General features: G+C 65.1%; 23 protein-coding genes and 1 tRNA gene. 10 read left to right on the top strand and 14 right to left on the bottom strand.

Features of this window, described 5'->3' with window-relative positions:
- Positions 1-59: 59 nt before the first annotated feature.
- Complete coding sequence (locus ACFOMH_RS04390) at positions 60-467, top strand: metallopeptidase family protein (RefSeq protein ID WP_374425487.1); 408 nt, start codon at positions 60-62, stop codon at positions 465-467.
- Positions 464-1441 carry a 1-phosphofructokinase family hexose kinase gene (locus tag ACFOMH_RS04385; protein WP_377742859.1) on the top strand — a complete coding sequence of 326 codons (978 nt, stop codon included), beginning with the start codon at positions 464-466 and terminating at the stop codon, positions 1439-1441. The genes ACFOMH_RS04390 and ACFOMH_RS04385 overlap by 4 nt, the downstream gene beginning before the upstream one ends.
- Before the next feature lie 22 nt (positions 1442-1463).
- Here the strand turns inward: ACFOMH_RS04385 and ACFOMH_RS04380 are convergent, their stop codons facing one another.
- The 10 genes from ACFOMH_RS04380 to rpmH all read right to left on the bottom strand — a co-directional run bounded on the left by ACFOMH_RS04380 (position 1464) and on the right by rpmH (position 9941).
- Complete coding sequence (locus ACFOMH_RS04380) at positions 1464-1982, bottom strand: SixA phosphatase family protein (RefSeq protein WP_374425485.1); 519 nt, start codon at positions 1980-1982, stop codon at positions 1464-1466.
- A 91-nt stretch (positions 1983-2073) separates the two neighbouring features.
- Positions 2074-2973 (bottom strand): acetylglutamate kinase, encoded by a 900-nt coding sequence (gene argB, locus ACFOMH_RS04375; protein ID WP_377742923.1) that lies wholly within the window; start codon positions 2971-2973, stop codon positions 2074-2076.
- 61 nt (positions 2974-3034) lie between these two features.
- On the bottom strand, positions 3035-3685 hold the full coding sequence (yihA, locus tag ACFOMH_RS04370) for a ribosome biogenesis GTP-binding protein YihA/YsxC (RefSeq protein WP_374425484.1): 651 nt from the start codon (positions 3683-3685) through the stop codon (positions 3035-3037).
- Complete coding sequence (locus tag ACFOMH_RS04365; protein WP_377742856.1) at positions 3682-4446, bottom strand: MOSC domain-containing protein; 765 nt, start codon at positions 4444-4446, stop codon at positions 3682-3684. The genes yihA and ACFOMH_RS04365 overlap by 4 nt, the downstream gene beginning before the upstream one ends.
- Positions 4443-6347: a membrane protein insertase YidC gene (gene yidC / locus ACFOMH_RS04360; protein ID WP_377742855.1), complete on the bottom strand. Its 1905-nt coding sequence runs from the start codon at positions 6345-6347 to the stop codon at positions 4443-4445. The genes ACFOMH_RS04365 and yidC overlap by 4 nt, the downstream gene beginning before the upstream one ends.
- Positions 6348-6792: 445 nt before the next feature.
- Positions 6793-8082 (bottom strand): EAL domain-containing protein, encoded by a 1290-nt coding sequence (locus ACFOMH_RS04355; protein WP_374425481.1) that lies wholly within the window; start codon positions 8080-8082, stop codon positions 6793-6795.
- Positions 8083-8141: 59 nt separating this feature from the next.
- On the bottom strand, positions 8142-9050 hold the full coding sequence (gene ttcA / locus ACFOMH_RS04350; RefSeq protein WP_377742852.1) for a tRNA 2-thiocytidine(32) synthetase TtcA: 909 nt from the start codon (positions 9048-9050) through the stop codon (positions 8142-8144).
- Between the two features lie 44 nt (positions 9051-9094).
- The gene (gene yidD / locus ACFOMH_RS04345; RefSeq protein ID WP_374425479.1) at positions 9095-9346 is read right to left on the bottom strand and encodes a membrane protein insertion efficiency factor YidD; all 252 of its coding nucleotides are present in this window, start codon (positions 9344-9346) and stop codon (positions 9095-9097) included.
- Entirely contained in the window at positions 9343-9771 is a 429-nt protein-coding gene (gene rnpA / locus ACFOMH_RS04340; RefSeq protein WP_377742851.1) for a ribonuclease P protein component, read from the bottom strand. The genes yidD and rnpA overlap by 4 nt, the downstream gene beginning before the upstream one ends.
- Before the next feature lie 32 nt (positions 9772-9803).
- The gene (rpmH, locus tag ACFOMH_RS04335) at positions 9804-9941 is read right to left on the bottom strand and encodes a 50S ribosomal protein L34 (protein ID WP_028718048.1); all 138 of its coding nucleotides are present in this window, start codon (positions 9939-9941) and stop codon (positions 9804-9806) included.
- Between the two features lie 250 nt (positions 9942-10191).
- On the opposite strand from rpmH, the gene ACFOMH_RS04330 reads away from it, so the two are divergent.
- Both ACFOMH_RS04330 and ACFOMH_RS04325 read left to right on the top strand, forming a co-directional pair.
- Positions 10192-11625, top strand: a complete 1434-nt coding sequence (locus ACFOMH_RS04330) for a sensor histidine kinase (protein ID WP_374425477.1) — start codon at positions 10192-10194, stop codon at positions 11623-11625.
- A 92-nt stretch (positions 11626-11717) separates the two neighbouring features.
- Positions 11718-11794, top strand: a tRNA-Arg gene (locus ACFOMH_RS04325).
- 96 nt (positions 11795-11890) lie between these two features.
- On the opposite strand, the gene ACFOMH_RS04320 is transcribed toward ACFOMH_RS04325, so the two are convergent.
- Genes ACFOMH_RS04320 through ACFOMH_RS04305 form a run of 4 tightly spaced genes read right to left on the bottom strand, consistent with a single transcriptional unit; the run spans position 11891 to position 15238 of the window.
- Positions 11891-12031 (bottom strand): hypothetical protein, encoded by a 141-nt coding sequence (locus ACFOMH_RS04320; RefSeq protein WP_377742849.1) that lies wholly within the window; start codon positions 12029-12031, stop codon positions 11891-11893.
- On the bottom strand, positions 12032-12952 hold the full coding sequence (locus ACFOMH_RS04315) for a CobW family GTP-binding protein (protein WP_377742847.1): 921 nt from the start codon (positions 12950-12952) through the stop codon (positions 12032-12034).
- The gene (locus tag ACFOMH_RS04310) at positions 12949-14598 is read right to left on the bottom strand and encodes an amidohydrolase (protein WP_377742845.1); all 1650 of its coding nucleotides are present in this window, start codon (positions 14596-14598) and stop codon (positions 12949-12951) included. Before ACFOMH_RS04310 ends, ACFOMH_RS04315 begins: the two co-directional genes overlap by 4 nt.
- A gap of 19 nt (positions 14599-14617) precedes the next feature.
- Positions 14618-15238, bottom strand: coding sequence for a helix-turn-helix domain-containing protein (locus ACFOMH_RS04305; RefSeq protein WP_374425474.1), 621 nt, complete (start codon positions 15236-15238; stop codon positions 14618-14620).
- 133 nt (positions 15239-15371) lie between these two features.
- Here ACFOMH_RS04305 and ACFOMH_RS04300 point away from each other — a divergent pair, with 133 nt between their 5' ends.
- From ACFOMH_RS04300 to ACFOMH_RS04275, 6 genes are all read left to right on the top strand, one after another.
- Positions 15372-16967, top strand: coding sequence for an ABC transporter substrate-binding protein (locus tag ACFOMH_RS04300; RefSeq protein ID WP_377742844.1), 1596 nt, complete (start codon positions 15372-15374; stop codon positions 16965-16967).
- 57 nt (positions 16968-17024) lie between these two features.
- The gene (locus tag ACFOMH_RS04295; RefSeq protein ID WP_377742843.1) at positions 17025-17993 is read left to right on the top strand and encodes an ABC transporter permease; all 969 of its coding nucleotides are present in this window, start codon (positions 17025-17027) and stop codon (positions 17991-17993) included.
- Positions 17990-18871: an ABC transporter permease gene (locus ACFOMH_RS04290; RefSeq protein WP_377742842.1), complete on the top strand. Its 882-nt coding sequence runs from the start codon at positions 17990-17992 to the stop codon at positions 18869-18871. The genes ACFOMH_RS04295 and ACFOMH_RS04290 overlap by 4 nt, the downstream gene beginning before the upstream one ends.
- On the top strand, positions 18871-19869 hold the full coding sequence (locus tag ACFOMH_RS04285; RefSeq protein ID WP_377742840.1) for an ABC transporter ATP-binding protein: 999 nt from the start codon (positions 18871-18873) through the stop codon (positions 19867-19869). The genes ACFOMH_RS04290 and ACFOMH_RS04285 overlap by 1 nt, the downstream gene beginning before the upstream one ends.
- Positions 19866-20879, top strand: a complete 1014-nt coding sequence (locus ACFOMH_RS04280; RefSeq protein ID WP_377742838.1) for an ABC transporter ATP-binding protein — start codon at positions 19866-19868, stop codon at positions 20877-20879. Before ACFOMH_RS04285 ends, ACFOMH_RS04280 begins: the two co-directional genes overlap by 4 nt.
- Before the next feature lie 90 nt (positions 20880-20969).
- The gene (locus ACFOMH_RS04275; RefSeq protein ID WP_377742836.1) at positions 20970-23438 is read left to right on the top strand and encodes a GcvT family protein; all 2469 of its coding nucleotides are present in this window, start codon (positions 20970-20972) and stop codon (positions 23436-23438) included.
- The last annotated feature ends 419 nt before the right edge of the window (positions 23439-23857 follow it).

Below are 23857 nucleotides of genomic sequence, written 5' to 3'. Positions count from 1 at the left end.
TTCGCTCTTTCACAAACGCCGGTTTTTGTCCATATCGGGACCAAAGACGAGGTAAGCAAATGCTTGACTGGAAGAATGCAGAAGCCCCCGAAATCGCCGATATCGAGGATCTGGCCCGCGAAGCCATCGCCGGCCTGCCCCCCGAATTCGCCGGCCCCGCCGCGCAGGTCGTGCTGCGCGTCGAGGATTTCGCCAGCGAGGAGTTCCTCGATGAGCTGGAAATGGACGACCCGCTTGAGCTGACCGGCCTTTACGATGGCGTGCCGCTGACCGAAAAATCCACAAGCGACCCGCAGCATTTCCCCGATACGGTCTGGCTGTTCCGGCGCGCCATTCTGGATGAATGGGCGTCGCGAGGCGATGTCACGCTGGGCGCGCTGGTCGCGCATGTGGTGGTGCATGAATTCGCCCATCATTTCGGCTGGTCGGACGACGATATCGCCGCCATCGACAAATGGTGGGAATGATGGCGCAACAGGCGCGCATCCTGACCATCACGCTGAACCCGGCGCTGGATCTTTCGACGGCGGCGGCGCATGTGGTGCCCGATGTCAAGCTGCGCTGCGCCGCGCCCAGCCATGATCCGGGCGGCGGCGGCATCAATGTCAGCCGCGCCATCATGGCCATGGGCGGCGAAAGCCACGCGCTGGTCGCGCTTGGCGGACCCACCGGCCAGCGCATGGCGCAGATGCTGTCGCAGATCGGGATCAGGCTGATTTCCCTGCCCGCGCCGGGGGAAACGCGGCAATCGCTGACGGTGGATGACGAGACCACGCGCCAGCAATATCGTTTCGTCATGCCCGGCCCGGAATGGTGCGCGCAGGATGTCGAACGCGCGCTGAATGCCGCCGCCGGCACCGTCGAGCCCGACACGCTGGTCGTGCTTTCGGGATCGAACCCGCCGGGCGTGCCCTCGGGCTTTGCGGCCATGCTGGCCGAGCGCCTGCAAGGCACCGGCGCACGGCTGATCGTCGATACCTCGGGCGCGGCGCTGGCCGCCGTCGCCGCAGCCAATGACCTCCGGGTCGAGATCCTGCGCATGGACGATGCCGAGGCCGAGGGGCTGGCGGGACGGCCGCTGCCCTATCGCGCCGATACGGCGGCCTTTGCGGCCGGGCTTGTCGCCTCGGGCGCGGCGCGGGGGGTGATCGTGGCGCGTGGCCGCGACGGCAATATCATCGCCACCGATGACGGCATCTGGCATGCCGAGGCCGCGCGCGTGCCGGTGCGCAGCAAGGTCGGCGCGGGCGACAGCTTTCTGGCCGGTTTCACGCTGGGCCATGCGCGCGGCTGGCCGGTGGCGGATGCGCTGGGGCTGGCGGCCGCCGCCGCCTCGGCCACGGTACAGACGCCCGCGACCGAGCTGTGCCGCGGCGAGGATGTCGAACAGCTGTTCGCCGCCCGCGTCATCACCCGGATGCAGATCGACGCCGCGCCCTGATCAAAGGCGCGGCTGCGGGCGGTCAGCGCCGCCCGTCCATGCGCACGAAATCCAGCACGCTGCCCTCACCCGGTTGCAGGTCGGCCCAGCGGTCGATCTGAAAGTCGACGACCAGCGTCGCCGCCGTCGGATAACGACGGAAATCCGGGTCGACCGGCACCCGCGCCGGCAGCATCGCCGCCAGTTCGGCAATGCCGGGATTGTGCCCCAAGAGCATCACCGTCGGCGCCGAGGCAGTGCGCAGCATCGTCAGCATCTTTTCGGGCGAGGCATGATACAGCCCCGGCTCGAACCGCAGATGCGGCCGCACCTCAAGACAGGCCATGGCCACGCCGTCCCAGGTTTCGCGGGTGCGCGCGGCGGTGGAACACAGCACTTCTTCGGGCTCGTATCCGCGGCTGGCCAGCCAATCGCCCAGCTCGCGCGCCGAACGGCGTCCGCGATCGTTCAGGGGCCGATCGTGATCCGCCTGCGTCGGGTCGTCCCAGGACGATTTCGCATGTCGCGTCAGGATCAATCGGCAGTGTCCGAGAGGGGTCATCACAAGGCCCTTTCGACCATGTTGAGGTTTCGCCGCGCAGCCGAGCCTGCCACAGCTTTCGCGGGGCGGGCAAGCACTCTCTGCGCGAGTGTCAGAGGCCGCTGTCACCCTGTCGCAGACCGCGCGGCTTGACCCGCGGCTCTGTCGAACGGATCAGGCTGCCGGCGCCATGTTCGGTGAACAATTCCAGCAGACAGGCATTGGGCACCCGCCCGTCCAGAATGACGACCGCGCGCACGCCTTCGTCCAGCGCCTTGAGCGCGGTTTCGGTCTTGGGGATCATGCCGCCGGCAATGGTGCCGTCGATGATCATGTCGCGCACCTGCTGCGGGCTCATCGCCGTCAACACCTCGCCCGAGGCATCCTTGACGCCCGCGACATCGGTCAAAAGCAGCAGCCGGTCGGCCCTGAGCGCGCCGGCAATGGCGCCGGCGGCGGTGTCGCCATTGACGTTGAAGGTCTCATTATCCTCCATCCCGGTCGCGACGGGGGCGATCACCGGGATCAGGCCGGCATTGTAAAGATCGCGAATGATCTGGACGTTCATTTCGACCGGGCGGCCGACAAAGCCCAGTTCGGGATCGTCCGCCTCACAGACCATCAGGTCGTCGTCCTTGCCGGAAATGCCGACGGCGCGGCCGCCGGCATCGTTGATCGCCTGCACGATGCGCTTGTTGACCAGACCCGACAGCACCATCTCGACCACCTCGACGGTCGCGCGGGTGGTGACGCGCTTGCCGCGCACGAAATGGCTTTCGATGCCCAGCTTGCCCAGCAGATCGTTGATCATCGGGCCGCCGCCATGGACCACGACCGGGTGGATGCCCACCTGTTTCATCAGCACGATGTCACGGGCGAATTCGGCCATGGCCTCATCGTCGCCCATGGCATTGCCACCGAATTTCACCACCACGACCGCGCCCGAATAGCGCTGCATATAGGGCAGCGCCTCGGACAGGGTGCGGGCGGTGGCGGTCCAGTCACGGTTCATGTTCTGCTTTCTCATCAGTGACCCCTATGCGTCGCGCCCGACCCTAGGGCGCGGGCGCGGATCAGTCCAGACCGGCGATGATGCTGCGCAGGGTGGCGATGCCATGTCCCTTGTCCGAGCTTGTGATCACAAGCTCGGGATAGGCGGCGGGGTGCTTTTGCAGCGCCTCCTGAACCTGGGCCACGGTGGCCTCCATGGCCTGCGGACCGATCTTGTCGGCCTTGGTCAGGACCACCTGAAAGGGAACGGCAGAGCGGTCCAAAAGGCGCATGATCTCGTGATCGACATCCTTCACGCCATGGCGCGAATCGATCAGCGCAAAGGCCCGGCGCAGGGTCGGACGCCCGGACAGATAATTCTTCAAAAGCGCCTGCCATTTCGCGACCACCGCGACCGGCGCCTTGGCAAAGCCGTAACCCGGCAGGTCGACCAGATAGGACCGGTCGCCCAGGGTGAAATAGTTGATTTCCTGTGTGCGCCCCGGCGTGTTCGAGGCCCGCGCCAGCGATTTCCGGCCCGTCAGCGCGTTGATCAGGCTGGATTTGCCGACATTGCTGCGGCCCGCGAAACAAACCTCGGGCCGGTCGGCGGGCGGCAGCCCGTCCATGGCCACGACCCCCTTCACGAAATCGACCGGGCCGGCGAACAGCTGGCGTGCGGCCTCGGCCAGTTCGGGATCGGGCTCGGGGGCCAGGGGGAAAGCCACTTTCATATGCGCACCTCGTCACCCAAAGCGATGTCGCCGCCGCTGACAACCTCGGCGTAAATGCCGAATTCGCTGTGCCCGAACTGGGTCCGCAGCGCCTCGGGCATGTCGATGTCGATCCGGCCCGTCGCGGTGTCGGCGCTGGTCGCGGGGCATCGGCCAATCGTTTCGGTCACCCGCAATTCGACATCGCCAATGGTCAGGATATGGCCGATCAGATCGCGCTCGGCATAGGCGTCCCACCCCTCGAGCCACAGATTCGCGCGCCAGCGCTCAATGCCCAGCGGTCGGTTCAGCCGCGCCTCAAGATCGCGCAGGCTGGCCAGCGACAGGATGGAAATCCAGGGCTGCGCCACATCGGTCCAGCCGGTCGGCCCCTGGACCAGCCGCGTCGGCGCGGGCTTGTCGGCGGGCCAAAGCGGGCGGATCCATTCCAGCAACTGCGCGGCCCCGGTCACCGGGTCAAAGACCAGATCCGGCAGGTCGGGATGGCTCAGCCGGATCGGTCCATCCGGCCCGCCCTCGGCCCAGCCACCCTGAACGGCTTGCAGCGCGGCCGAGGCCGCGCCTCGCAGAAAGCAGGATTTGGGCAGCCAGCGTTCAGGGCGCGGACCGTCCCCGGCGTGACGTTCGCCCGCTTCGGTCAGCAACCCCCAAAGCCGATCGCCCGGCAGACGCCGCGCCGCATCCAGACGGGTGCGGGCGATGTCCTCGCCGCCGATCGCCTTGATGGGATGGCGGCGGATGCGGGCGATCCGCGCCGTCATTTACCGGTCTTGCCGCCCGGCTTGCCGTCGCGCTTTGACCGCGCCGGCAGGCTGGATTTGATATTGCCAAAGAAATCCGGCCGGTGACCATGCATCGACATGATGGTGTATTGCTGGATGATGGTGATGGTGTTGTTGGTGATCCAGTACAGCACCAGCCCCGAGGCAAAGCCGCCCAGCATCAGCATGAAGATCCACGGCATCCAGGCAAAGATCATCTTTTGCGCCGGATCGGCGGGGGCCGGGTTCAGCTTTTGCTGCATCCACATCGAAATGCCCAGAATGATCGCCAGAATCGGCAGCGAAAAGCTGTGCAGCAGGGTCCCCTGCCCCGGTCCGTCCCAGGGCAGCAGGCCGAACAGGTTCCACAGGCTGGACGGGTCCGGCGCCGAAAGGTCGCGGATCCAGCCAAGCCAGGGCGCGTGCCGCAGCTCGATGGTGACGAAGATCACCTTGTAGAGCGAGAAAAAGATCGGGATTTGCAAGAGCACCGGCAAACAGCCCGCGGCGGGGTTCACCTTTTCGCGCTTGTAAAGCTCCATCACCTCTTTCTGGTACTTCATCCGGTCGTCGCCGGTGCGCTCTTTGATGGCCTCCATCTCGGGCTGAAGTTCCTTCATCCGTGCCATCGAGACATAGGATTTGCGCGCCAGCGGGAAGACCAGCAGCTTCAGCACAAAGGTCAGCGCGATGATCGACCAGCCCATATTGCCGATAAAGCCGTGCAGCCAGTGCAGCAGGCGGAAGATCGGCTTGGTCAGGAAATAGAACCAGCCCCAGTCGATCGAATCGACGAAACGGTCGATGCCGGGATTTTCCTGATAGCCCTTGATGGTTTCCCAGACCTTGGCGCCCGCGAACAGATAGCTCGACGAGGTGCCGGTCGCGCCGGGCTGAATGGTCTGAACCGGCATCCGGGTTTCGGTCTGATAGATGTCCGAGCCGGGGATGTATTTCACCGCCGCCGTGAAGGTGGTGCCCGCCGCCGGGGCCAGCGTCGTCATCCAGTATTTGTCGGTGAACCCGATCCAGCCGTTTTCCTTGACCTCGATCAGCTGGCCGGGGAACTGGCCGTCGATCCGGTCCATATCGGGCAGGTTCTTGTATTTTTCCTCGAGCAGCTGGCCATCGGTCATGCCGACGACGCCTTCGTGCAGGACAAAGAAATTCTGCGTGTCGGGCAGGCCGTGGCGGGCCAGAATGCCATAGGGCGCGGCCGAAAACGGCGCCGTGCCGGTGTTTTCAACCGATTGCGTGACGGTGAACAGGTATTTGTCGTCCAGCTCATAGATACGGCGGAACACCTGACCGGCGCCATTGTCCCAGCGCAGCGTCACAGGCTTGCCGGGGGCCAGATCGGTGCCGGATTCGACCTGCCAGATGGTGGCAGGCCCCGGAACCAGCGCCGGATCGGTGCCGGCGGCCGGCGCCCAGCCGTAAAAGGCGTAATAGGGCTTGCGCACGACCGGTTTGAGATCGCCGCCGGGGGCAACCGCGCTGCCCGCCGCCGCAAGGCCCGGCTCGGCCGTGGGGGACAGCAGCCGGACATAGGGCGAATTATTGTCCAGCGTCTCGTGATAGCCGGTCAGTTCCAGATCGTCGATACGCCCGCCCGCAAGCGAGATCGAACCCGCCAGCGAGGGCGATTCGATCTTGATCCGCCCGGCGGTGGCCGAGGCATCGGCATTGGCGGTCGCAGCCGCGTTGCCCGGCGCGGTCGCCGGTTGCCCGGCCGTCCCGGGTGCTGCGGCACCGCCGGTTTCAGCGGTGGCGGCCACCTGTTCCTGCGCCGCATCGGGTGCGGGTGGAGGGGGTTCGGGCGCGAAGAAGATCGACCATACAAGCATGACAATGGCGGAAAGCACCATCGCCAGGATGAGGTTGCGGTTATTGTCTTCCATTCCGGAACTGCCCCTTCGTCGTCACCCGGCCTGTGGGTTCGGGCCGCTTCAACAGAAGCGACCGCCAAAGGTCAAGGGAATTTGCCCGAAACCGAACGAAGAGGCAGGCCGGAACATCGTCCCGGCGGTGTTTTCCACCCCGGATTTCGCGCGCCGCGGCGGGCCGCGCATGCCGGGATCAAAAAGGTGGGCGTATCCGGGTCTCAGCGCGCGCCGGCTCGCGCCCGGGAACCGCGCCGGGTCACGCCGGACGTCACAAGCGGTGCCCGCCGCACCGGGAACGCGCCTGAGCGTTTGCACGGCAGCCTTTGCACAGGTCCTTTGTCCGGGATGATCGCCCCACCCGCCCCGGGCATTCCTGCACAAGGACATGCGGGATGGATCGTCCGGCATCCGGGCGGGGCATGGCAACCATCCCGCCCCCTGGGACATCACCGGGCCGGGATCAGGCCCCCGATCGCATGGCCGGGATGGCGGCCATCGCATGCACATGCTCCATCAGGAAGCTGTCGGCATCTTCGGTATCCATCCAGGGTGCGACGGCCGCGCCCTGCACCGCATTGAACCCGATCTGGGTCAGGAAGGCGCATTCCGCCTGGGTATCGACACCATCCGCCAGCGTCGCGACATTCAGATGCTCGGCAAGCGCGATGATCGCCAGGATCATCCGCTGTTGATCGCCGCGACGGTCACAGCCGGCCGTGAATTCGCGGCCGATCCGCACCCGGCCGATGCCAAAGCGGCGCATATCGGCCAAACCGGCGCTGCCCGTGCCGAATTCACCAAGCGCGATCCGGCAGCCCAGCCCGGTCAGACGCTGCAAGCTTTCCCCGACCGGCAGGCGGCCGCCGCTTTGGCCGATGGGTTCGATCACCTCAAGCTCAAGCCGCGCAGGGTCCAGATCGAAACGGTCGAGTTCCCATGCGATGGTGTCGGCAATGATCGGATCGGCCAGAACCGCACCGGGCAGCGACAAGGACACGAACGGCACCCAGATGCCCAGCCGGTCCCAACCGCGCAGCGCCGACAGCGCCAGACGCAGCCCGGCATGGGTCAGGCTGACAAGCGTGTCTTCCTCGAGGCGCGACTGCACATCGGCGATGTCGACCGCTTCGGTGTCCGGCCGGGCGATCCGAATCACCGCGCGCAAGGCCGAAACCTGTCCGGTGTCGCAGCAGATCTGCGGCTGAAAGCGCAGCTCGACATCCTGGGCCGAAAGCAGGGGTTCGGGCGAGGCGCCAAAGACGCCGCCATCCTGCGGCATGTCGAGATAAAGCACATGCCCCGATTCGGTCAGCGGGTCCAGATTCTGCATCGCCAGCCGCGCGGTAGCGTAAAGCGCCGCCAGCTCGTGCCGATGCGCCGTCCCGGCGACGATCACGGCATTGATCACCGGCACGATGCGCAATTCCGGCAGGTCGATCCCGGTGCGGCAGATGGCCTGCAATTGCTGGATCAGTTGCGCCGGCGTCAAAGCCTGCGGATTGGCGAATACGCCAAGAATTTCGGTCGCCCCCGCCCCCCGCGTCTGTGGCAGCAGGCGCGCCTCTGACACCAGACGCAGCGTCAGCCGGTCGAGCATCTGATCCATCCGCGCCTGTCCGATGCTGGCGCGCAGCTGGACGACGTTTTCCAGCCGCAGCACCAGCGCAAGCCGGGTATTGCGCCCTTCATCGGCGCCCCCCTTGACCAGTTTTGCCAGACGCGTCGCCGCCGCCCCGATTCCATATGCCATCGTTCAATCCGAATCATGTTCCCTGATCCGGAGCCTAGGCAACCAAGCTTTTCGTCCCGTTAATGCCGGCGCAGGTCGGGGACCGCTTTATCATTAAAATCCGATGCATCTGGCATCAGGGCCGAGAAATCGAAAAGCTTGGGATCGGGCAGATGCGAGGGACGCACATTGGTCAGCGCCCGGAACATCACCTGACGGCGACCGGGGCTGCGCGTCTCCCATTCATCCAGCAGCTTCTTGACCTGCATGCGCTGCAACCCCTCCTGGCTGCCGCACAGATCGCAGGGGATGACGGGATAGTTCATGGCGCGGGCGAAACGGTCGCAATCGGCCTCGGCCACGAAGGCCAGCGGCCGCAGCACGTTCAGATCGCCCTCTTCGTTCAAAAGCTTGGGTGGCATCGAGGCCAGCCTGCCGCCATGGAACAGGTTCATGAAAAACGTCTCAAGGATATCGTCGCGGTGATGGCCAAGCACGACGGCGGTGCAGCCCTCTTCGCGGGCGATGCGGTAAAGATTGCCCCGGCGCAGGCGCGAACACAGACTGCAATAGGTGCGGCCTTCGGGAACCTTTTCCTTCACGATGGAATAGGTGTCCTGATATTCGATGCGATGCGCGACCTGACGGTCGGTCAGAAATTCGGGCAGGACGGTGGCGGGAAAGCCCGGCTGGCCCTGATCCAGGTTGCAGGCCAGAAGGTCGACCGGCAAAAGCCCCCGCCATTTCAATTCATGCAGAACCGCCAGCAGGGTATAGCTGTCCTTGCCGCCCGACAGGCAGACCAGCCAGCGATCACCGGGACGGATCATGTCATAGGTTTCGATGGCGGCGCGGGTTTCGCGCACCAGACGCTTGCGCAGCTTGCGAAACTCGGTCGAGGACGGGGCGCCGCGAAACAGCGGATGAATCTCGCCCATGACCTCATCGGCATTGTCCAGCACTTCGTCGGCGATATCGTCCCGCATCATTCCATCCTTGTTGCGCCAGACGCGGCGTCATGGTCGTGGCGGGATCAGCCCCGCAGCTTTTCATGCTCCGGGTCGGCGCCCGGAACCGGATCATAGCCCTGTCCGCCCCAGGGGTGACAGCGACAGACGCGCCGCGCCGCCAACCAGCCCCCGCGCAGGCCGCCATGGCGATCCAGCGCCTCAAGCGCATAGGCCGAGCAGGTCGGCTGAAACCGGCAACCGTGCCCGACCCAGGGACTTGCAACAAGGCGATACCCCCGCACTGGCAGCGCCAGAATACGGGCAAGCGGGCTCATTTGCCATGCACCCGGGCCAGCGCCGCGGCCAGATCGGCGCGCAGATCGGCAAAGCCGCGCTCGACGGTCACCCCGGGGCGACCGACCAGCACATAGTCCCAGCCCGGCCGCGCCAGATCCGGCATCACCTCGCGCGCGAGGGCGCGCAGCCGCCGCTTGGCGCGGTTGCGGGTGACGGCATTGCCCAGCTTCTTGGAACAGGTATAGCCGATGCGCACCCCGGCGCCGGCCTCGTCCGCACGGCGTTGCCGGGCCTGCAACAAGAAACCCGGCATGCCCTGACGGCGCGCCGAGGCCGCGCGCAGAAAATCCGCGCGCTTGCGCAGGACCTGCATATCGCCACCCGAAACGCCAAAGGCCGCCCTGTCCGGCGGCGCCTTGTCGGCGCCCCGATCAGCGGCGGCGGCATTCGAGATGCTCTCCATGGCAGGCAGCCCGCGCCCGCAGGCGCGAAGGCTTACGCGCTCAGGACCTTGCGGCCCTTGGCGCGGCGGGCGTTCAGCACGCGGCGGCCGCCCTTGGTTGCCATGCGCGCGCGGAAACCGTGACGACGGGCGCGAACCAGGTTCGACGGCTGGAAGGTGCGTTTCGACATCTTGTAACTCCGGGTCAGGGCACGTCAGGGTATGGGCCATCCGCCCACGCAAGTCGCGCCGGTCTATTCGAAGCCCGGTGGATAGTCCCGCGCCCGCCCCGAGTCAACCACCATGCGCGGCAAAACCGGCGTTTTCCCGCAAACGCCAAAGCCCGGGGAACCGATCCATGGTCACACAGGTTTGAACTGGGCAGATATGATCACTATGTGAAACCGCAAAGCCGAGACGAGGGGAAACTTCACGCGCACCATGTCCCTGAATACCCTTTCAGGCCGATTCGCCCTGCTGACCTGCATTTTCGTGCTTCTGGCGGAACTGCTGATCCTGTTGCCCTCGATTGCGAATTACCGGCTCGACTTTCTTGAATCGCGGCTTGAACGCGCGCAGATCGCCAGCCTTGCGCTGCTTGCGACCGATGAATCGCTGGCCACCGATCTGGAATCCGAGCTGTTGGAAAATGCCGGCGTCTTCAACGTCGTGCTGCGGCGCAACGATGTGCGCCAGCTGGTGCTGTCCTCACCGATTCCGGGGCCGATCTCGGCGACCTATGACCTGCGCGAACAGCCCTTCTGGACCTCGATCGGGGATGCCATCGCGCAGCTGATGGATCCGGCGAACCGGGTGATCCGGGTGATCGGCGCGCCGGTCAATCAGGCCGGCCAGCTGATCGAGATCACCACCGACACCAAGGGGTTGCGCGCCCAGATGATCGATTACGGGCTGCGGCTTTTGCTGATTTCCGCCGCGTTTTCGGTGCTGACGGCGCTGCTTTTGAACATCGTGGCGCAGCGGCTGCTGCTGGTGCCGATCCGGCGGGTCATCAATCACATGTCCGCCTATGCCTCGGCCCCCGAGGATGCCCGCGCCATCATCACCCCCGATGCCCGCCTGACCGAGTTGCACGAGGCCGAGACCGCGCTGGCCGCCATGCAGCGCACCGTCACCTCGGCGCTGAAGCAAAAGGCGCGGCTGGCGCAGCTGGGTCAGGCGGTGGCGCGCATCAGCCACGATCTGCGCAACATCCTGACCACGGCGCAGATCTTTGCCGACCGGCTGGAAACCAGCGCCGATCCGGCGGTGCGGCGTGCCGCGCCCAAACTGGTCAATTCGATCAGCCGCGCGGTGAACCTGTGTGAAACCACACTGGCCTTCGGCAAGGCCGAAGAGCCGGCGCCGACGCTGTCGCGCTTTAACCTTTCGGCGCTGGTGACCGAGGTGACCGAGGGCGAGGCAATGGCCGCCGACCGCCCCGCCGATTGCGAGCCTGTCGAGTTCCTGACCGATATCCCCGCCAGCCTCAGCATCCGCGCCGACCGCGATCAGCTGTTCCGGGTGCTCTCGAATCTGGTGCGCAACGCCCGTCAGGCGATCGAGGCCACACGCAAGCCCGGCACCATCGAAATCGGCGCGGGCGAGGATGAAAACGATTGGTGGATCCGCATCGGTGATACCGGCCCCGGCCTGCCGCCGAAAGCACGCGAATACCTGTTCCAGCCGTTTTCCGGCGGCTCGCGCAAGGGCGGGACCGGGCTGGGCCTGGCCATCGCGGCCGATCTGGTCCGCAATCACGGCGGCCGGCTCGAGCTTGTGCGCAGCGACGAAGAGGGCACGCAGTTCCTGTTGCTTTTGCCGCGCGAACTGGTGGGCATCAGCCCGCGCACGGCCGCCGCCGAGGCTGGATGACGGCCGCCGGCCCCGCGCCGAAGTTTTCCCGAATTTCTGCATTTTCACCCTTGCACCCCCCCGCCGGCATCGCTAAATCACCGGCCTACAGCGGACCCGTAGCTCAGCTGGATAGAGCACCAGACTACGAATCTGGGGGTCGGGCGTTCGAATCGCTCCGGGTCCGCCATTTAACATCCAGTAAACTCCAGGCAAAACTGCCTTTTGCGTCACGAAATTGCTTCGTGGCGCGGTTTGGCATGTCCGGCCTCTTGTTCCGCCGCGATCAGATTGCGGGCCTTTGGGTTTCGTACTGACGGCTCGGTTTGCCATTTGCTGTAACAAGGAAGGTCAGGTTGTCGAGCGGAAGAATGTCGATCAGCGCCTTCAAATCCGGGGACAGCGGGATAGAGGCGGAACCGCACATCTACACGGCAGATGGGACAAGAGCCGCATCAAGCCCCGCGCAGAAGGCCTCGAGCGGGGCAGGATCCCCGAAGGCGATGAAGACCACGCCGGGGGCGCCCTCGGTCGCCGGCGTCACCTTGACGCGGCGGCCAACGCATTGGATCAGCGCCGCAGATCCGGTCGCCGCGTCGATGACGAAACCCTTGGCGCGGTGAACGCTCTCGGGCAGGCTCGCGAAGGCGGCTTCGAGGCGGGCAAGGTCGACAGGCCGCCCGGGGTGCCAGATCCGGGTCGTGAAACCCGGCTGGACCCGAGGCGGGGCGGGACCGGCACCGCCGGGCGCGGGAATGCCGCCGGTGAAGAGCAGAGAGGCCGGCACGCGCCCCTGCACGATGCGCGCCACACGGGCGCCCTTTTTGCGGGCGTGAAGCCAGGCTTCGGTCGCGCGGACCGCGTCAGGTGCGCAAAGATCGGTCTTGGTCAGCAGCACGATATCCGCGCGGTCGAGCTGGTTCCGAACCAGTTGGCCGACGAACTTGTCCGCGGCCCGGCGGCGGATCGTCTCGGCATCCGCGGCGACCAGCACGGCGTCAAGCTCAAAGCCCGGCCAGTGCCCGGCGGACATGGCGATCCGCGCCGGTTCCGCCACGCCGCTCGCCTCGATCAGGACGCGGTCAGGCGGCGCGGGGCGTGCCGCGATGGCGCTAAGCGTTTCGCCAAGATCGTCGCCGATGGTGCAACAGACGCAGCCGTTGCTGAGTTCCATCACGTCCCGGCCACGCTGACGCACCAGCGCGGCATCGATATTGATCGGGCCGAAATCGTTCACCAGCACCGCGAGCCGCTGATCCCCCGCCCCGGCCAGAACCCGATTGAGGATCGTCGTCTTTCCGGCGCCGAGATATCCCGACAGCACGGTGACCGGGATGCGCCCGCTCATCGCGCGATCGGGAATGGCCGCCCTTCGAAGACCGTGCCCCAGATCGGGATGTCGCGCAGCGCTTCCGGCGCCACCTCAAAGGGATCCTGTTCGAGCACGGTGAAATCGGCCTTTTTCCCGCTTCGGATCGAGCCGACCTCGTCCTCCATGCCCAGAATATAGGCTGCATCGATGGTGATCGCCCGCATCGCCGCTTCGACGGAAACCCGCTCTTGCGGGCACATCACCGCCCCGGATTCGGCGATCCGGTTGACCGCGACCCAGGCGGAATTGAGCGGCATCGCCGGGGCCATGGTAAAGTCGGAATGCAGCGCAAACGGAATCCCAGCCCGCTCAAGCGCGCCGAGCCGCGCCATCTGGCTGGCGCGTTCATAGCCGATGGACTCTTTCCAATAGGCTTCGCCCAGCTCGTGCACATAATAGACATTCGCCGAAACGATGGCACCCAGATCGCTGATCCGCCGCACCTGTTCCGGGTTCGAGACGCCGAAATGCTCGATGGTAAAGCGGTGGTTGAAGCGCGGCTTCTCGTCCTGCAACCTCTGCAGCACGTCGAGCGCCAGTTCCAGCCCCATATCCCCGGTGCAATGCACATGGATCTGTTTGCCCGCCAGCCAAAGCGCCCGCGCATAGGTTTCAAAGGCTTCCGGCGCCATCAGCCACTCGCCGTGGTGCCCGTCGATGAAACCCGGCTCGCGCATCTGCATCAGCTCTGCGAAGAAGCCGCCATCGGTGAACAGCTTGACGTTCCGGCCAAAGAACAGCCTGTCGGTGTTGCGTTCGGCATAGGCCTCGATGCTTTTCAGGTCATCCTCGGGGGTGCATGTGAAATCGCCCCGTTGCACGCCGCGCGGTACCATTTTCGTGCGAAAGGGCGTGTCCTCGCGGTCAAGCGTGTGGCTCAGCACCCGCCATTCCATCGCGTCGTTCATCAGCGGATAGGCCAGTTCACCAATCGTCGTATGCCCGCCCAGATGCACCGTCCGCTTGACCAGCTCCAACCCGCGCCCATAACGCTCGGGGCTGAGCAGCACCCGGTTCATCGCCTGCGCGGCGACCGCCAGGCCGGTCTCGAAGAACCGCCCCGTCTCAAGGTCGATCTGGGGATGCCGTTCCAGATCGGCGCGCGCGACGCCCATCCATTCGATGGCCGCGTCATTGGCGATGATCTCGTGAAATGACCGCTGCCAGACAAAGATGGGCTTGTCGCCGGACACCGCGTTCAGGGCGGTCCGGTCGACATTGCCGTGCCAGATGCGGTGGAACCCCCATGTCACCACGATCTCTTCTGCCGCGCCCTCGCCCGCGACGATCTCGGCCAGCCGGGCAAGATAGGCCGCATGCGTGGTCACCGGAGCGCAGATGCGGTCGGGCAGCTTCCATTCCATCGCGGTGATGAAATGACAGGGCAGCAGCACCGCCCCCAGCGTCGGGTGCAAATGCGGATCGATAAAGCCGGGCATCAGCACATGGTTTTCGAACTGTCGGTCGATCCGGTGCGGGTGACCGTCGAGCCAGGGCTTCAGCGTCTCAAGGCTGCCGACCTCGACGATCCGGCCGTCCCGCACCGCCACCGCCGTCGCCTCGGGCATCGGCGCGTTCATGGTGACGATCTTGCGGGCGGTGAAAACGGTGATTTCGGACATGGCAACCCCCTTTGCGTGGTCAGTAATTCGCCGATTTGAAGGACCAGACGATCACCGCATCCACCGCCCCCGGATTGTGGCACCAGTGGCGGCCGATCTCGGTCATCTGAAAGCTGTCCCCGGCCTCAAGCAGGATGGTCTGGTCGTCGATGCGCAGCTCAAGCTGGCCGGACACGACATATCCGCCCTCTTCGCCCCGGCGCATCCGCCCCCCCTCGCCGGTGCCGGCACCGGGGGCAAAGGTGGTCAGCACCATCTCCAGACCGCCGGTCAGGTGCGGCGAAAGCAGTTCCTCGCGCACGCCCGAGCGGCTGAGGTTGATCTCGCGCCGCGCGCCCCGGCGCACCACGAACTTGCTTTCGGGCAGTTCCTCGGCCGAGGCCGCCGAGAAGAACCAGCTGATCGAAACGTCCAGCGTGCGGGCAATCTTGTCGAGCGTGTCGAGCGTGATCGGAGTGACCCCGCGCTCCAGCTCGCTGAGATGTCCAACCGAACGGCCGATGGCATTGGCCACATCGGTCAAGGTCAACCCGCGAGAGCGGCGCAGTTCGCGGATCTGGCGCCCGACCGGATGGTTCGGGCTGGCCGCGTGCCCAACGGCAATGGCCAGGTTCTTTCTGCTTGCCGTTTTCGGACTCATCTTCTTTCACCCGGCAGATTTCTGGATAGGTGAAAATTTTGTTGCATTATTTCGCTGTACTGACAAGCTGTGAAAAATTGAATCGAAAATTTCACTTCTGTGAATCATTCGGCTGCCAACAGGGAAACAGAAAATGCTTGAACGACTGGTCAGACGACTTACCAGAGCCGCGCCCGTGGCGCTGGTCGCCGCCACCAGCCTCGTGCATGTCGCACAGGCCGACCCTAAGGATGGCGGCACCCTGAATTCCTTCACCACCGGCTACCGCACGCTGAACCCCGCGGTGCAGTCCGGCTCTGCCACCGGGGCGCCGGGTTCGCAGATCTTTGCGGGTCTGGTGACGGTCGGAAAGGACTTTGTGGTCCAGCCCTATCTCGCCGACAGCTGGCAGGTCTCTGACGACCAGCTCACCGTGACCTTCGATCTGGTGGACGGTGCCAGGTTTCACGATGGCCAGCCGATCACAGGCGAGGACGTGAAATTCTCGCTTGAGACCGTCCGGGCCAACCACTCCTTTGGCGGCGCGATGTTCGGCAATGTCGAAAGCATCGAGGTGCCCGCGCCCGACAAGGTCGTCCTTCACCTCGCCAAGCCGGTTCCCGGCCTGCTCTATTCGCTTCAGCCGCTGCTGATGCCGATCCTGCCCAAGCACATTTATGGCGATGGCCAGGACATCAAGACCCATCCGCGCAACATGGATGACGTGGTCGGCTCGGGTCCCTTCAAGGTTCAGGAAAACAACCCGGCCGAGCGTCTGGTGCTGGTCAAGAACCCGGACTTTTTCATCGAGGGCAAGCCGCATCTCGACAAGATCGTCTTCCCGGTGGTCAAGGATCTGCTGACCACCGTGCTGATGCTGGAAAAGGGCGAAATCGATTATGCGCCCTTTGCCGGCATCCGTCCGACCGACGCCTCGCGGCTTGAAAAGGCCAAGGGCACGAATGTGACGACCGACGGCTATGAGGCCATCGGCTATGTCCACTATCTTGAGATGAACCTGCGCAAAGAGCCGTTCTCCAAGCGCGAGGTGCGCGAGGCGCTGGCCCATGCCATCGATACGGGATTTCTTGCCAAGGTGATCTTCGGCGGCCGCACCGTTCCCGGCACCGGGCCGCTGCACACCGGCAACCGGTTCTATTCGGCCGATGTTCCGATCTATGAACCCGACATGGAAAAGGCGGCCGCGATGCTCGACGCCGCCGGCTACCCGGTTGGCGCCGATGGCTCGCGCTTTTCATTTGTGCTGGACGTGCCGGGCTGGGCGGCCGCCGCCCATGTGCCGATGGCCGAATACATTCAGGCCCAGCTTGCCAAGCTCAAGATCAATGTCGAACTGCGCAAGTCGCCCGACTTTGGCACCTGGGTCAATCGGGTATCGAGCTGGGATTACGATGCCACGATGAACGGTTCATTCAACTATCCCGACCCCACCATCGGCGTGCATCGTCACTTTGAATGCGACAACATCAAGAACGTGATCTGGTCGAACACCCAAGGTTACTGCAACCCCGAGCTCGACACATTGCTTGACGCCGCCGCGGTCGAAACCGACACGGCCAGGCGCAAGGCGCTCTATGCCGATATCCAGCGCAAGGTTCAGGAAGACCTCGTCTTTATCTACATGCCGCAGGACTATTCGGCGACCGTCTATCGCGATGGCGTGGCGAACCTGCCCGACTCGCCCTTCGGTGCGCTGTCGCCCTTTTACGACGTCTATCTCGACAAGTGATCCGCCAATCGCCGGCCCGTATGGGCCGGCCAGGCAACCCCTTCGAAAGGATTGCCCGTGTTCAAGGGACCCCTGCGCAAATTCCTGAACGCCCTGCTGCTGATCGTGGCGGTGCTGGCGCTGAACTTCACGCTCATCCACATTGCTCCCGGCGACCCGGTCGAGGCTCTGGTCGGCGAAATGGGCGGTGCCACGCCCGAACAGATCGCCGACCTGCGCACCCGCTTTGGCCTCGACCAGCCACTCTATGTGCAGCTCGGCACCTATCTCGGCCGCATCGCACAGGGCGATTTCGGGCATTCACTCTATTACGACCAGCCGGTCACCGCGCTGATCGCCGAGCGCATCGGCCCGACGATCCTGCTGGTGACGACCGCGCTCTTTTCCGCGATCGTCCTTGGCACCGTTCTGGGCGTGTTTTCCGCCCAGCGCCGCCGCTCGGTGCTCAGCCATCTGGTGACGGTGATCTCGCTTGCCGGCTTCTCGGCGCCGGTCTTCTGGGTGGGGATCATGCTGATCCTGATGCTGTCGGTCTCGGTCCCGCTGCTACCGATCTCGGGGATGTCGAGCCCGGACTCGGATGGCACCGGCCTCTTTCACATCCTCGACGTGCTGCACCACCTCGTGCTGCCGGCGCTGACACTGGCGCTGATCTATCTGGCCTTCTATTCGCGTCTTTCGCGCACCAGCATGCTGGAAGTGCTTGGCTCGGACTATATCCGCACCGCGCGCGCCAAGGGGCTGCCCAGGCGCATGGTCATCTACAAGCACGCCCTGCGCAACGCGATCCTGCCCGTGGTCACCTTTGCCGGCCTGCAATTCGGGCAGGTGATCTCGGGCGCCGTGCTGGTCGAGACGGTCTTTGCCTGGCCGGGCCTTGGCACTTTGGCCTTTGAATCGATCCTGCGCCGCGACACGCCGACCCTGCTCGGCATCCTGTTCTTTTCCGCGCTGATGGTGGTGGTGATGAACCTCGTCACCGATTTTGTCTATCGCCGCGTCGACCCAAGGATCAAAGCCCGATGACCGCCCCCCCGACCAATCCCCCCGCCGCGCCCGAAGCCGTCTCTCCGGGCCTGCAATCCTGGCGCATGTTCCGGCAGAACCATTCGGCACTTTTCGGTCTTGCGATCATCGCCGTGATCGTCCTCGTCTCGGTGTTCGGCCCATATGTCTATACCGTCCCCCCGCGCGAGATGGTCTGGATGCCGCTGACCCCGCCCGGCGAATCCGAATACCTGCTTGGCACCGACTATCTCGGCCGCGACCTGCTGGCCGGTCTTATCAATGGCGGCCGGGTGACGCTGACCGTGGGCCTTGCCGCCGCCCTGCTGACCGTGCTGATCGGCATCACCGTCGGCGCGCTTGCGGGCTATTTCGGCGGCACGGTCGATGACGTGCTGATGCGCATCACCGAATTCTTTCAGGTGCTGCCGAACCTGCTTTTCGCGATGGTGGTGGTCATGCTGTTCTCGCCCTCGCTGATCAACATCGCCGTCGCCATCGGCGTCGTCTCCTGGACCTCGACCGCCCGCCTGACCCGCGCCGAGTTCATGCGCTTGCGCGAGATGGAATTCGTGAAAGCCGAGCGCTCCATCGGCGCCGGAAACGCCCGGCTGATCTGGCGGGTGATCCTGCCCAACGCCGCGCCGCCGCTGATCGTGGTCGCCGCGCTCAGCATCGGCACCGCGATCCTGTTCGAGGCCGGTCTCTCCTTTCTCGGTCTCTCGGATCCCAATGCCACCAGCTGGGGCCGCATGATCGGCGACAACCGCCCCTATATCCTCGACAGCTCATGGGGCGTCACCTTTCCCGGCCTCTGCATCTTTCTGACCGTGCTTGCGATCAGCCTGATCGGGGACGGCCTGAACGATGCCTTCAACCCCAAGCTGAGACAGCGCTGATGACCGGCCACAAGCTTCTTTCGGTCCGCAACCTCGAGATCACCTTCCGCACCGAAGGCGAAGATATCCCGGTGGTGCGCGACCTCTCTTTCGATCTCGACCATGGCGACACGCTGGGCATCGTCGGTGAATCCGGCTGCGGCAAGTCGATCACCGCCCTGTCGCTGCTGGGCCTGGTGCCCAGCCCGCCGGGCCGGATCTCAAAGGGCCAGATCCTCTTTGAGGGCGAGGACCTCGTGCAGGCCGGCGAACGCCGTCTGAACGAGGTGCGCGGCAACGACATCTCGATGGTGTTTCAGGAACCGATGACCTCGCTCAACCCGGTCTATACCATCGGCGAACAGATCGCCGAAACCGCCCGCGTTCACTTTGGCCTGAGCCCCGCCAAGGCCTGGGCGCGCGCGGTCGAGATGCTCGATCTTGTCGGCATCCCCTCGCCCGACAAACGCGCGCATGACTTTCCGCACCAGCTTTCGGGGGGCATGCGCCAGCGGGTGATGATCGCCATCGCGCTGGTCTGCGAACCCAAGCTTTTGATCGCGGACGAGCCGACGACCGCACTGGACGTGACGGTGCAGGCACAGGTTTTCGACCTGTTTCAGGAACTCAAGCAAAGGATCGGCGCCGCGATCATCCTTATCACCCATGACATCGGCGTCGTCGCGCAGATGACCAACCGCGTCATGGTGATGTATGCCGGCCGCAAGATCGAGGCGGGGCCGGTCGCCGATTTCATCCGCGACCCGCGCCACCCCTATACGCGCGGCCTCGTCTCCTGCATCCCGCGCCTGCACATGCCGCCCGAGGACCAGCCCGCACCGCTTTTCGAGATCCCCGGCGTCGTTCCCTCTCCGTGGGAACTGAACCGCCCCGGCTGCGCCTTCGCCCCGCGCTGCGCCCACGCCATGGCCCGCTGCCGGACCGAAAACCCGCTGCTGACGACGGTCGGCGATGGCCGCGCCGCGGCCTGCTGGCTGGAAACGGAGGCCACGGCATGAACGGCGCCCAGAACATTCTCGAAGTGACCGACCTCAAGGTGCACTACCCGATTGCCGGCGGCGGCAAGGTTCACGCCGTCGATGGCGTTTCCTTCGTGCTGCCCCCCGGGGTCGCCTTCGGCCTTGTCGGCGAAAGCGGCTCGGGCAAGACCACCGCCGCGCTGGCCTGTGCGCGGCTGAACGACATCACGGCCGGAACGATCCGGCTGAACGGCCAGGACATCACAAGGATCGAAGGCGAGGCGCTGAAAGCGGCGCGGCGCGACGTGCAGGTGGTTTTCCAGGACCCCTATGCCTCGCTCAATCCCCGCGAACGAGCCGGGGCCATCGTGCGCCGCCCGCTCGACCTGCTGAAGGTCGGCTCACCCGCCGAACGCGCCGCCCGCGTCGACGAGCTATTCGCCCTCGTCGGTCTGCGCCCCGACCAGAAAGAGCTGTTCCCGCACCAGTTCTCGGGTGGCCAGCGCCAGCGGATCGGCGTTGCCCGCGCCCTTGCCTCGCGGCCGCGCCTCATCATCTGCGACGAACCTGTCTCGGCCCTCGATGTGGCGATTCAGGCGCAGATCCTGAACCTGCTGGCCCGGCTCAAGCGGGATCTCGGCCTGTCCTATCTGTTCATCAGCCATGATCTCGCGGTGGTGCAGCATCTCTGCGACCGGATCGCGGTGATGTATCTGGGCCAGATCGTCGAGACCGGCACCCGCCGACAGATCTTTACCCGGCCATCGCATCCCTACACCCACGCCCTGATCTCGGCGGTCCCCTCGCCCCATGCCATTGGCGGCACCGACAGCCGGATCCGGCTTATCGGCGACCCGCCCAGCCCGATCGCGCCGCCCTCGGGCTGTCGCTTCGCCGGGCGCTGTGCCCATGCGCAGGACCGCTGTCGCCAGGACGCGCCGCCGCTGGCCGATACCGGCGAGGGTCACGCCGTAGCCTGTCACCGGGCAAACGACCCCGAGGTGGTTGCCGCGCGCGAGGCGCTGTTCCGTGCGGCCCCCTCGGGCTGATCGCCCGCCCGACCTGTCCCCCGCCCTGACGCTTTACCGGCAAGCGCAGGTCCCACCCTTGCCCGATATCCGCCCCAGGAGAACCCCGACATGACCATTTCCCTTCCGAAACACGCCAGCGCCGTCATCATCGGCGGCGGCATCGCCGGCTGCTCGGTTGCCTATCACCTCGCCAAGCTCGGCTGGAAGGACGTGGTCCTGCTTGAACGCAAACAGCTTACCTCGGGCACGACCTGGCACGCCGCCGGGCTGATCGCCCAGCTTCGCGCCTCGCGCAACATGACCCGGCTCAGCAAGTATTCGCAGGAGCTTTACGGCGAACTCGAAGCCGAGACCGGCGTCGCCACCGGCTTTCGCCGCAACGGCTCGATCACCATGGCCCTGACCGGGGAACGCCGCGAAGAAATCTATCGTCAGGCCTCGATGGCCCGCGCCTTCGGGGTCGAGGTCGAACCCTTGGGTGAAACGGATCTGAAAGCGCTCTATCCGCATCTGAACACCGACGGATTTGCCGGGGCCGTCTATCTGCCAAAGGATGGTCAGGGCGATCCGGCCAATATCGCGCTGGCGCTGGCCAAGGGGGCCCGGATGCGCGGCGCCCATATCCGCGAAAACGTCAAGGTCACCACCGTCACCGAGACGCTTCGGGGCGGCCGGCGCGCGGTCTCTGGCATCGAGTGGCAGTCCGTCGAAACAGGCGAGCGCGGCACCATCGCCACCGATTTCGTGGTGAACTGTGCCGGCATGTGGGCCGCCGAGCTCGGCCGCCGCAATGGGGTGAACATTCCGCTACAGGCCTGCGAGCACTTCTATATCGTCACCGAAAACATTCCCGGCCTTGCCCGCCTTCCGGTGCTGCGCGTGCCCGACGAATGCGCCTATTACAAAGAGGATGCCGGCAAGATCCTTCTCGGCGCCTTCGAGCCGGTCTCCAAGCCCTGGGGCATGCACGGCATCCCGGAGGATTTCTGCTTCGACCAGTTGCCCGAGGATTTCGAGCATTTCGAGCCGATCCTCGAAAAGGCCGTGACCCGTGTGCCGCTGTTGGAAAGCACCGGGATCCACACCTTCTTCAACGGTCCCGAAAGCTTCACCCCCGACGACGCCTATCACCTCGGCGAGGCCCCCGAGATCGCCGGCTATTTCGTCGCCGCCGGCTTCAATTCCGTGGGCATCCAATCCTCCGGCGGGGCTGGCATGGCATTGGCGCATTGGATGGAACATGGCTATCCGCCCTTTGATCTATCGGATGTCGACATCCGCCGCATGCAGCCCTTCATGGGCAACCGCACCTATCTGGTAGAGCGCGCGAAAGAGACGCTGGGCCTGCTTTACGCCGATCATTTCCCCTATCGCCAAAAGGCCACGGCGCGCGGCGTGCGGCGCGCGCCCTTTCACGAAATGCTTGCCGCACGCGGCGCGGTCTTTGGTGAAACCGCCGGCTGGGAACGCCCGAACTGGTTCGCCGGCAAGGGTCAGGACGCGGTCTATGCCTATTCCTGGAAACGGCAGAACTGGTTCGACAATTCAGCCGCCGAACATCGCGCGATCCGTGAAAATGTCGGCCTTTACGACATGACCTCCTTTGGCAAGATCATCGTCGACGGCCGCAACGCCGAACGCTTTCTCAATTACGTCTGCGGCGCCGAAATGGCGGTGCCGGCCGGCAAGATCGTCTATACCCAGTTCCTCAACGATCGCGGCGGCATCGAGGCCGACGTGACCGTCACCCGCCTGTCCGAGACGCGCTATCTGGTCGTCACCCCCGCCGCCACGACGGTGCGCGATCTCAGCTGGCTGACGCGCCACCGGGGCGACCATGCCGTTTCACTGATCGACGTCACCGCCTCCGAAGGGGTCCTCGCCGTCATGGGGCCAAGGGCGCGTGAGCTGATGCAGGCAGCGGCCCCTTGGCACGACTGGTCGAACGAGGCGCATCCCTTTGGCACCGCGCAGGGCATCGACATCGGGCTGGGCCAGGCCCGTGCGCATCGCGTCTCATACGTCGGCGAACTGGGCTGGGAAATTTACATGCCCACCGATCAGGGGGCGCATGTTCTCGAAACCCTGCTGGATGCCGGCGCAGCTTTCGATCTCAGGCTCTGCGGCCTGCACGCGATGGATTCCTGCCGCATCGAAAAGGGCTTCCGCCATTTCGGCCATGACATCACCGAAGAGGACCACGTCCTCGAAGCCGGTCTCGGCTTTGCGGTAAAGACCGAAAAGCCCGATTTCATCGGCCGCGACGCGGTTCTGCGCAAGAAAACGGAAGGGTTGACCAGCCGGATGCTGCAATTCCGCCTCACCGATCCCGAGCCGCTGCTTTATCACGCCGAACCGATCCTGCGCGACGGTCGGATCGTCGGTCATCTGACCTCGGGCAGTTACGGACATACGCTCGGCGGGGCCATCGGCCTTGGCTACCTCGCCTGCGCGGGGGAGGACGCGGCCTCGGTGCTGGCATCGCATTACGAGATCGAGGTGGCGGGCACCCGCTTCGCGGCAGAGGCGTCGCTGAAACCCCTCTACGATCCGCGTTCGGAACGGACGAAAGCGTAGGCGCGGCGTGGTTTGGCGCGGCGCGACAGCTTCGTGCTGACCTTGTCGCGGCCGCCTGTAGGCATCAGTGACGGCGACCCGCCGCGGGGCTTTCATCCAGCGGCGACCAGAGACCGGTGGGCTTCCCGACTCAATCAGATCCCGACAGGTGCAAAGCGCGCGGTCAGCATGGCACGGAACGGGTTCGGCCGCACGCCTTCCCCAAGGCCATCGTGAAGCGGACAGCCCGGGTTATCCCCGGGCCGTCCACGCCTTTGGTGGCTTCAAGATTTTGCCTGTAATACCAAAGCGGCCCGGTTTCGAACCATTCGAACGGCACGTTCACAGCCTGACACCTGCCAGAGAACGGGCCGGCTATCATACGGGGCTCACAAGGCGAATCCTGTCCCAGCACAAAATGGCACGCAAATCGCAATCAT

It is taken from the genome of Paracoccus mangrovi (assembly GCF_042648425.1).
In the GTDB taxonomy this organism is placed as follows: domain Bacteria; phylum Pseudomonadota; class Alphaproteobacteria; order Rhodobacterales; family Rhodobacteraceae; genus Paracoccus; species Paracoccus mangrovi.
Note: the sequence above shows the minus strand (reverse complement) of the source record. Positions and strands in the feature narration are given on the sequence as shown.